This window comes from Nitrosospira sp. Nsp1 (assembly GCF_900100985.1).
GTDB lineage: Bacteria > Pseudomonadota > Gammaproteobacteria > Burkholderiales > Nitrosomonadaceae > Nitrosospira.
In genome coordinates this window covers 1-10,400 of the sequence record NZ_FMUF01000037.1, presented here as the reverse complement: position 1 = coordinate 10,400, position 10,400 = coordinate 1, and the positions used below count along the sequence as shown (strand labels likewise).

Here is a 10,400-nt window from a genome sequence, read left to right as displayed (position 1 = left end):
AGCGAACCCTCGAATGGCAGCACGGTGCTCAAATGATAAACCGCACTGCCCGGATGCAATTGCTCGAAAAACCACAGCCTTTGCTGCGCAAAGGACAGTGGACAGGGGTCCATCCTCAGCCCCGCGGGGATAGGAGGCTCGGCGGTGCCGATTATTCCATGGCTTGCTTCTTGGCCTGCCTCGCTTATTTCTCGCGCAAGACTGGCCACCGTGGGCGATTCGAACAGGCTGCGCAATGGCACTTCAATTCCGAAAACGTCGCGGATTCGGGAGATTACGCGGGTCGCCAATAGCGAGTGACCGCCCAGCTCAAAGAAATTATCCTCGATCCCGACAGTATCGATCCCGAGAACCTCTGCCCAGATTCGTGCAACCCGCGCCTCTTCCACTGTGCGCGGTACAGTGGGCGCACGTCCGAGGTCCGGGCGGGAACGATCGGGCGCGGGTAGCGCCCGCCGGTCGATCTTTCCGCTGGGGGTAGTGGGCAGCCTCCCGAGAGAAACGAATGCTGCCGGCACCAGATACGCCGGCAGACGTTCCTGTAGAAACCGGCGAAGCTCCCCGATTGCTGGCCGCGTTTCCGTTCGGGCCACCACGTAAGCGACCAGTCGGCGGTCGCCGGGGTCGTCTTCCCGCGCCACGACAGCGGCCTCACGTACGGCTGGATGCGCAGCGAGCACCGCCTCCACCTCGCCTGGTTCAACGCGAAAACCCCGGATTTTCACCTGATTGTCGAGGCGGCCGAGAAACTCGATATTGCCATCGGGAAGATAGCGGGCAAGATCGCCTGTTCTATAAAGTCGCGCTTCCGGATAGCTTGAGCCGGTGACGAATTTTTCCGCAGTGAGCTCTGGGCGGTTGATGTAGCCGCGCGCCAGGTTATCCCCGCCGATATACATCTCACCGGGAACGCCGATAGGCACCGGGCGTAGACCGGAGTCAAGCAGATGGATGGACGTATTGGCGATTGGGTGGCCGATAGGGGGTAGAAGCGGCCAGTCATCGGGTAAATCCGCAAGAGTGAAGGCGGTAACCACATGGGTTTCCGATGGGCCGTAATGGTTGTGCAGCCGGCAGCCGGGCATATTCCTGAACAAGGCGCGGATTTGCGGGGTGACCTGCAACTGCTCGCCGGCGGTGATGATTTCCCGCAAGGTCGCCGGAAGCGCCTGCATGCCCGAGGCGGCTTCCGCCAATTGCTGTAGCGCAACGAAGGGTAGATACAGCCGCCGGATTTCCTGCAGGCTAATGAACCGCCATAATCCCGCCGGGTCCTGCCGCAATGTTTCCGGTACCAGGACCAGCATCGTGCCTGCGCAAAGGGTCGAGAAAATCTCCTGGAACGAGACATCGAAGCTCAATGGCGCAAATTGCAGCGTCGTACCGCCGGGGCCCAGTTCCCGATGCTGCCAGCTGATCAGATTGACCAGCGTGCGATGCGGCATCGCCACGCCTTTTGGCTTGCCGGTCGACCCTGAAGTGTAGATGACGTAGGCGAGGCTCTGCGAGGTCGGCAGCTTGCGAAGATCCAGCGAAGTGTCCGGCGCATCGTCCGATAGCGGCGCCAGAGGTTCGTCGATGCACAAGGCACGTTGGGCTGGCAGCCGCTCAAGCAGCCCGCGCCGCGTGAGCAGGAGCAGTGCGCCGCTGTCTCGCAGCATGAATGCCAGCCGCTCATCCGGATATGCCGGATCGAGCGGCACGCAGGAGCCACCGGTAATAAGGATGCCAAGGATGCCGATCACCATCTCCGGCGAGCGTTCGACGCAGAGCGCCACTGGCGTATCGGGACCGACGCCGAGTCGGCTCAGATGGCAGGCAAGCAGATCGGCACGCTCATTGATCTCATGATAGGTGAGCCGGGTGTCGCCATATACGATAGCAATCGCATCGGGCGTACGCGTCACCTGTTCCCGAAAAAGTTCGTGAATGCAGCGGTCGCGAGGATATTCAGCCTGGTTGTGGTTCCAGTCGGCAAGTTGCTGGCGCTCCGCGGCCGTGAGCAACGAAAGTTCAGCCAGCCTCACGTGTGGCTCCGCCGGATGCGCGATCATCGCTTCCAGCAGCGTGTGCCAATGATCGAGCATGCGCATGACTGTGGCCTCGTCGAAACGCGCCCGGTCATACAGAAGCCTGAGCAGGAGCTCTTCGCCGGGTGCAGCGATAGCCGTCAACGGATAGCTTGTGCGCTCGACGGCCCGGGTCGAGCTGGGGGCATGGCTTTTCTTTTCCTCGGCCGGCAACTCCCGCTGAGGATAATTTTGAAAAACCAGGAGGCTTTCAAAAAGGGGTAATCCTGCGGGAATTTCGCTCAAGTGCTGGATTTCAGCGAGTGAACCATACCCATATTCCCTGTCTTCGAGCTGGCGGCCCTGCAGCTTCTGTAACCAGCCAGTCAGGGTATCCGTGTCCGCGAGGGAGATGCGCAGCGGCAATGCATTGATGAAAAGCCCCAGCATCGATTCGACCTCAGGAAGCGCTTCAGGCCGGCCCGCGACGATGATGCCGAAAACAATGTCGGTCTCTCCGCTGTAGCGACTCAGGAGAAGCGCCCAGGCGGCCTGAGCCAGGGTGTTGAGCGTTACCCGGTTCGTTCGCGCGAAGGATTCAAGCGCGGCGGTCGATCCGGCTGACAGCAGGATGTGCCCTTCAGCATGTCCCTCGGCGCCTTTGCGGGGGCGGCCTACGGTTAGCGGCGTGGCGGCCGTAAAGCCATGGAGTGCTCGCTTCCAGTAAGCGCGGGCGGCATCCCGGTCCTGCTCTTGCAACCAGGCGATATACTCCCGGTAAGGACGTGGTGGAGGCGGTTCGTATCGGACGTTGCGCCGGATGGCTTCATAAAAATTTCCAATCTCGGAGAAGAGGATCGGTACGCTCCATCCGTCGAGGAGAGCATGGTGATGGCTCCAGATAAACTCGAACTGATCGTCACCGGTGCGGATCAGCGCGATTCGCATCGGCGGCGCTTTCGAAAGATCGAAACCTCGCCGCCTGTCGGCGTCGAGATAATCGTCGAGGCGACGACCCGTTTCACTATCCATTTCCGGCAATCCACGCCAATCATGATGGGTACAGTCCAGCCGCGCTTCACGATGAACGACTTGCACGGGTGCGTCGAGGCCCTGCCAGTGAAATGTCGTCCGCAGCACGGGATGGCGCGCCACGACGCGCCGCCAGCTTTCCTCGAATGCTTCGATATCCACACTGCTGGCAAAGGAGTGATGGAGCTGTTCGACATAGACGCCCGAATCCGGATCGAGAAGCGTATGGAACAGCATTCCCTCCTGCATCGGCGACAGGGGATAGATGTCCTCGAGATCCGGGTTGTCGCGCAGGAGCCCGTCGAACCGCGCCTGACCCAGATTGGTCAGGGAAAAATCCATTGGCGTCAGTCCTTCGGGCCTGGAGGACAGGCAATGCCTGATGAGTTTGCGCAACTCGTCGATAAATGTCGACGCCAGTGATTCGACAGTAGCGCGGCGGTGGATTGCCTCACTGTAGATCCAGGATAAATGCAACTGACCCGCGAAGACACCTCCGTTGACATCGATAAGATAACGTCGCCTGCTATGCTCGCTAAAAGCCGGTCCACGCAGATCTGTCTCGCCGGTAGCCGGATCGGCGGAATACTCGAATTGTCCGAGGTAATTGAAGCTTATCTGTGGCTGCGGAAGAGCCCGCAGCAATTCGCCGGTTTCTCCCCTGCTTATATACCGCAGGAGACCATAACCGATGCCACGACGGGGAATTGTACGCAGCCGTTCCTTGACATGCCGCAGCGCTAAATCAGGCGTGACGGGATCGGTGTAATCGCTGACGTCGAGCGCTACCGGAAAGAGCGTTGTAAACCAGCCCACTGTCCTCGACAAATCGACGTCGTCAAAAAGCGCTTCCCTGCCGTGGCCTTCCAGATCGACCAGCAGCATGCCGATTCCTGTCCGCCGTGCGAAGGCAAGCGCCATGGCGGTCAATAGCGTTTCATCGATGCGCGCTTGATGCGCCCGTGCTATATCCCTCAGCAGGTATGTGGTTTCTTCTGTGCTGAGAGACACCACTACCGTGCGGCTCGATCCGGCGGTGTTGGCGTCCGGCAGTGCAGGCAAATCGGTCGGCAAAAGTGGTGCCTGTGCCGGCAGCGCAGCAAGCCAGTACCGCGCCTCTTCCCGCAGAATCGCCGGATTTGCCGGATTTGCCGAATCTGCATAGGCTGCCAGTTTTTCCGCCCAGGATGTGAAGGCGGTAGTTTTCGGCGGCAGGTGGGCCGGCCGGCCCAGTCCGTCCAGTTGGGCACAAATAGTATCGAGATCTTCCAGCAGGATGCGCCAGGAAACGCCATCAATAACCAGATGGTGGATCACGATCAGTAACTTTGCGTTTTGCCGGCAACCGAAGTGGAACAGCACGGCGCGTAGCAGCGGGCCGCGGGCAAGATCGAGGCTCGCCTGCGCCTGCGCTGCCCGTCTTGCTATCTCTGCCGCCTGTTGCGATGGTTCAACCCCGGATAGATCGACTCGTGCAAACGGCGCTACCCCATCTGGAGCCGCGAGTGTCTGCAACCACCCTTCGTCGGTGCGGAAAAAGCGCAGCCGCAGCGCGTCGTGATTGTCCAGGAGCAGGTTGAAAATACTCACCCAGCGGTCATCGTCGATGCCAGGCGAGACCGGCAACAGTACCGTCTGATTGTAATGCTGCGGATCAACCAGATTCTGCTCGAAAAACCAGTGCTGAATCGGCGTAAGCGGCGCGGTTCCAGTTACCGTTCCCTGCTCAGCCGCGATTATGGTGGCGTCCGTGATCGTCAGCAATCCGGCAATGGTCGGCTGCTCGAAAAGCTGGCGGGGGGTGAAGCGCAGCCCTTGAGCGCGCGCCCGGGCAACGATCTGGATTGCAAGGATCGAGTCACCCCCCAGTTCGAAGAAATTATCGTGGATACCGACCTGGGGAAGGTGGAGCACTTCGGCAAATATATCCGCCAGTCGGCGCTCGTCTTCGGTGCGCGGCGCCACCGCCGCGGTTTCCCTTGCTACCGCAGGTCTGGGCAAGGCCGAGCGGTCGATCTTGCCATTGGCAGTCAACGGCAAGGCCGCCAACGCGACAAATGCCGAAGGCACCATGTAGTCGGGCAACCGCGCTTGCAAAAAATGCCGCCATTCGCTCACAGGAGGTGGCTGATCCGTCACCACATAAGCGACCAGGCGCTTGTCGCCGGGCGTGTCTTCACGCACCGTCGCCACCGCCTCGCGAACATCTGGATATCCGCGCAGGGCGGCTTCCACTTCACCCAGTTCGACGCGAAATCCACGCACCTTGACCTGCTGGTCGCGCCGTCCGAGAAACTCCAGGTTTGCATCGGGAAGATAGCGCACCCAGTCTCCGGTCCGGTACAGGCGTGCACCTGAACGGAACGGATGGGAGATGAATCGCTCGGCGGTGAGAGCCGGTTGGTGGAGATAGCCGCGTGCAAGGCCTTCGCCGCCGATATAGAGCTCTCCCGGCACGCCGATGGGTACCGGTTGAAGCCGGTCGTCCAGTACGTAGATTTCAGTGTTGGCAATCGGCCGCCCTATGGGCACCGAGAGGATGGGGGTATCGGAGGCCGGTTTGGCAGGGAGCGGGCCGCCAGGGGTGGGAACGGTACCGTTTGCCGGGACCATCGTGAGTATGGGGATTCCAGGCGGAGAAAGTTTGCAGAGCGTGGCCGTGATCGTGGTCTCGGAGGGGCCGTAGGCATTGATCAGGGCGACTCTTCCGTCCGTCTGCCGTCGCCATTCGGCCAGTCGTGCCGGCATCATCGGTTCGCTGCCGACTATCACGAGCCTCAGGCTTGCGGGCATTCGCAAGTTCGCCAGTTCTTCCACCCATCCGTGCCAGTAGGTGGCCGGCAAGTTCAAAACGCTGAGGTGGCGGCTTTCAACGAAGTCCAGCAGGTCCGAAAACACCGGAGGGCCAATCTCGGGCCATACGACAACGGTGGCTCCGCACAGCCAGGCAGGGAAAATCTCCTCCGCCGCCACATCGAACGCGGGAGAGGCGAGCTGCAGCACGCGATCGGTTGCGCAAAGCGCATAGGACGCCGAGACTGCGGCGGCATGGTTGACCAACGCCCGGTGTGGCACCATGACGCCTTTCGGCGCGCCGGTAGATCCCGAAGTGTAGACGATGTATGCAAGATTCTCCGGCCCGACATTTGCGCGCACTGCGAGCGCTTCATTTTCCCCTTCACCCTTCTTCCTCCCGAGGTTGCCGGGATCAATGGCGGAATCAATGGTGGAATCTATGGTGATGATGCGCCCGGTGTAGCCGGCAAGACGCTCCCCGAATGCTTCCCGGGTTACCACCGCGGGTGCGGCGGTATCGGCAAGAATGAAAGCGATCCGTTCCTCGGGAAATGTGGAATCGATGGGAACATACGCGGCCCCCGCCTTGAGGATGCCGAGAGCGCCAACGGCCATTCCAATGCCGCGATCGGTCAGCAGTCCTATTGGCGTGTCCGCATCGATCCCTTGCGCATCCTGTGCATCGGCCCCACGCAAATGCGCGGCGAGACGGTCGGCTTGCCGGTTCAGTTGTGCATAGGTGAGCCGTTCATTGCCCGCTTCAAGGGCTACCGCGTCCGGCGTCCGCGCCGCCTGGCTCTCGAACAATGTGTGGATGCAGCCATCACGCGGGAACGTGGCAGCGGTGGCATTCCATTCGACCAGAAGCTGTTGCCGTTCGGTTGAGGAAAGCAGGGGCAGTTCGGATAGGCGTCCTTCCGCCTTGGCAACGACGCCTTCGAGCAGTACCAGGAAATGACCGAGCATTCGCCGAATGGTTATCGAGTCAAAAAGATCTGTCGCATATTCGAAAGTGACCGTCATTCCATCATTGAACTCGGAAACGGCGAGGGTAAGATCGAACTTCGCCGCGCCGCGTGCTTCGACGATACTGCCGGCGGCGATATTCGAGGTGGACGGTAGCGTTTCCTGGGGAAGATTTTCCAGCGCGAACATCACCTGGAACAGCGGTGTGTGGCTCAGATGTCGTGCCGGGGCGAGCCTGGCCACCAGCATCTCGAAGGGCAGATCCTGATGCGCGTATGCCTCGGTTGCCACCGTGCGCACGCGCTCGAGCAGCGCGGTAAATGATGGATCGCCCGACAGGTCGAGGCGCAAGGCGAGCGTATTGACGAAGAATCCGATCAGCCCTTCCAGTTCGCTGCGGGTGCGATTGGCAATGGGCGTGCCGATCACCAGGTCGGACTGTCCGCTGTAGCGCGACAAGAGCGCGCCGAAAGCAGCCAGGAGCGTCATGAACAAGGTGGCGCCTTCCCGTTGCGAAAGGGCTCGCAATCCTGCCGTCAACCCGGCGGGCAAGGATGCCGACAGGGAAGCGCCGCGGAAAGTCTGTACTGCCGGGCGCGGCCGGTCGGAAGGCAGGACAAGCTGCCTCGGGGCATCCTCCAGATGCTTCTGCCAGTAGGCGAACAGACCATTCAACGGGTCCCCTTGTAGGGCACTCCGTTGCCAACAGGCGAAGTCGGCATACTGGATCGGCAATTCCGGCAACGGCGAAGGCCGGCCATCCGCGTAGGCTGCGAGAAGGGCTTGCAGTTCCCGCTTGAGTATGCCGATGGACCATCCGTCGGCAACGATATGGTGCATGGTCATCACCAGGATTTGATCCGAGTCGTTGATGCGTAGCAGCGTCGTCCGAAGAAGCGGTCCGCGCGCGAGATCAAACGGCGTTTCGGCATCCGTCCTGATTATTTCATTCGCTGTCTTGTTGGAAGTCTCGCTGGAAGCTTCGTTGGAAATTTCGTTGGGAGCACCGGTGTTAGCCTTACGTGTCTCGTCCCCCAGCGGATGACGTAAATCAATGATGGTCAGCGCGGGCGCTGAAGGCGGCGCGATGATCTGGACACCTTGCCCGTCAACGGCATCGAAAGTCGTGCGCAGGATTTCATGCCGTTGCACGATTTCGGCGAGGCTTTTTTGAAGGACTGCTACATCCAGCGGCCCGTGAAAGGAGAGGGTGGTGCAAAGGTTGTATGCCGTACTGTGCGGAGAAAGCTGATCAAGAAACCACAGGCGCTGCTGGGCAAAGGAGAGGGGATAAGGGCCATTTCCATTGCGGCGCGGAATCGGCTGTGACGCTGAACGGGGTCCCAGTCGCAGCGCAAGCTCGGCCACGGCAGGTGCCTCAAAGAAAACATGCAGTGGAACCGTTGCATTCATAATGTCGCGGATTCGCGAGACCGCCTGCGTGGCAAGCAGCGAATGACCGCCCAGTTCGAAGAAATTATCGTGGATACCGACCTGGGGCAGGTGGAGCACTTCGGCAAATATATCCGCCAGTCGGCGCTCGTCTTCGGTGCGCGGCGCCACCGCCGCGGTTTCCCTTGCTACCGCAGGTCTGGGCAATGCCGAGCGGTCGATCTTGCCATTGGCAGTCAACGGCAAGGCCGCCAACGCGACAAATGCCGAAGGCACCATGTAGTCGGGCAGCCGTGCTTGCAGAAAATGCCGCCATTCGCTCACAGAAGGCGGCTTATCCGTCACCACATAAGCGACCAGGCGCTTGTCGCCGGGCGTGTCTTCACGCACCGTCGCTACCGCCTCGCGAACATCCGGATATCCGCGCAGCGCTGCTTCCACTTCACCCAGTTCGACGCGGAATCCGCGCACCTTGACCTGCTGGTCACGCCGTCCGAGAAACTCCAGGTTTGCGTCGGGAAGATAGCGCACCCAGTCTCCGGTCCGGTACAGGCGCGCACCTGAACGGAACGGATGGGAGATGAATCGCTCGGCGGTGAGGGCCGGTTGGTGGAGATAGCCGCGGGCAAGGCCTTCGCCGCCGATATAGAGCTCTCCCGGCACGCCGATGGGTACCGGTTGAAGCCGGTCGTCCAGTACGTAGATTTCAGTGTTGGCAATCGGCCTGCCTATGGGGATGGGGCTATGGATCTTCTCTGCCGGAGGCACCGGATAGCACGTAGTGAATGTGGTATTTTCGGTGGGGCCATACGCATTGATCAGTACGCACTGCGGGTGTTGCTCGCGCATTCTGCGGGCATGGCCCGGCGACAATACATCGCCGCCGGTGATGAGCTGGCGCACCCTATTCAGGCATTCGCAATGGGCATCGACCATCTGGTGAAAAAGTCCTGATGTCAGCCAGAGCTTGCTAACCCCGCGGTGCTGGATCACGTCCGCAAGCGCTTCGAGCGATGGCGCGGCCGCAGGCATGATTACCAACCGCGCGCCGTTAAGCAGGCAGCCCCAGATTTCGAAGGTTGAAGCGTCGAACGCAATCGGCGCAAATTGAAGAAATACGTCATCGGAAGCAAATGTGGCGTAGTCGGTATTCTTTACGAGCCGCACGACGGCACGTTGAGTGACCGCAACACCCTTGGGTATGCCGGTAGAGCCCGACGTATAACAGACGTAGGCGAGATTGTCGGCCACCACCCCGCCTACGGGGTTATCCGCAGATTCGCGCGCGATTTCCTCGCATTCATCATCGATGCAAACCAATCGCATGGCTTCCCCGTGCAGTTCGGGGAGTACATCGAGAAACCGGCTGCGAGTCAGCACCACCGTTGTTCTCGCATCATTCATCATGACCGATAACCTGGCGCGAGGGCTGGCGGGATCCAGCGGCAGGTAGGCTCCGCCCGCCTTGAGAATACCGAGCAGGGCGGCGATCAGATCAAAAGAACGCTCAAGGCAGACCCCAACCGGCATCTCCGGAACGACGCCGAGACGGCGCAGGCGGTGCGCGAGCTGGTTGGCGCGCGTATTGAGGTCGCCATATGTCAGATGGCGCTCCTCCAGTACCAGGGCAATCGCATTCGGACGCTTTTTTGCCTGCTCTTCGAATAGTGCGTGAATGCACGTATCCCGAGGGTACTCGGTACGCGTATCATTCCATTCGACCAAAAGCTGTTCCCGCTCGGCTTCGGTGAGAAGGGGTAGATCGCTAAAGCGGCGTTCCGGATCAGCGGCGACGCCCGCCAGTAGAACTTCGAAATGCCTGGCCATTCGGCCGATAGTTTGTGCATCGAAAAGATCGGCGCTATATTCAAAATATCCAGTTACCCGGCGCCCGTCGTCGACCAGGGAAAGCAGCAGGTCGAACTTGGCCGTGCCCGACTCGTCCCGATCCTGGCCGGATACGAACGCCTCCTCATCTTCTCCTTCCTGCCCCTGAGAAAGCACGTTTTGTAGTGCGAACATCACCTGGAACAGCGGTGCCTGGCTCAGGTGTCGTGCCGGGGCGAGTCTGGCTACCAGCATCTCGAAGGGCAGATCCTGATGCGCGTACGCCTCGGTTGCCACCGTGCGCACGCGCTCGAGCAGCGTGGTAAATGACGGATCGCCCGACAGGTCGAGGCGCAAGGCGAGCGTATTGACGAAGAA

Annotated in this window: 1 protein-coding gene; it reads right to left on the bottom strand. The window is 60.5% G+C overall.

Going from position 1 to position 10,400, the window contains the following annotated elements:
- Nucleotides 1–10,400 (bottom strand): non-ribosomal peptide synthetase (locus BLP78_RS14805; protein ID WP_090460499.1); only part of this gene is annotated, 10,400 nt, incomplete at both ends.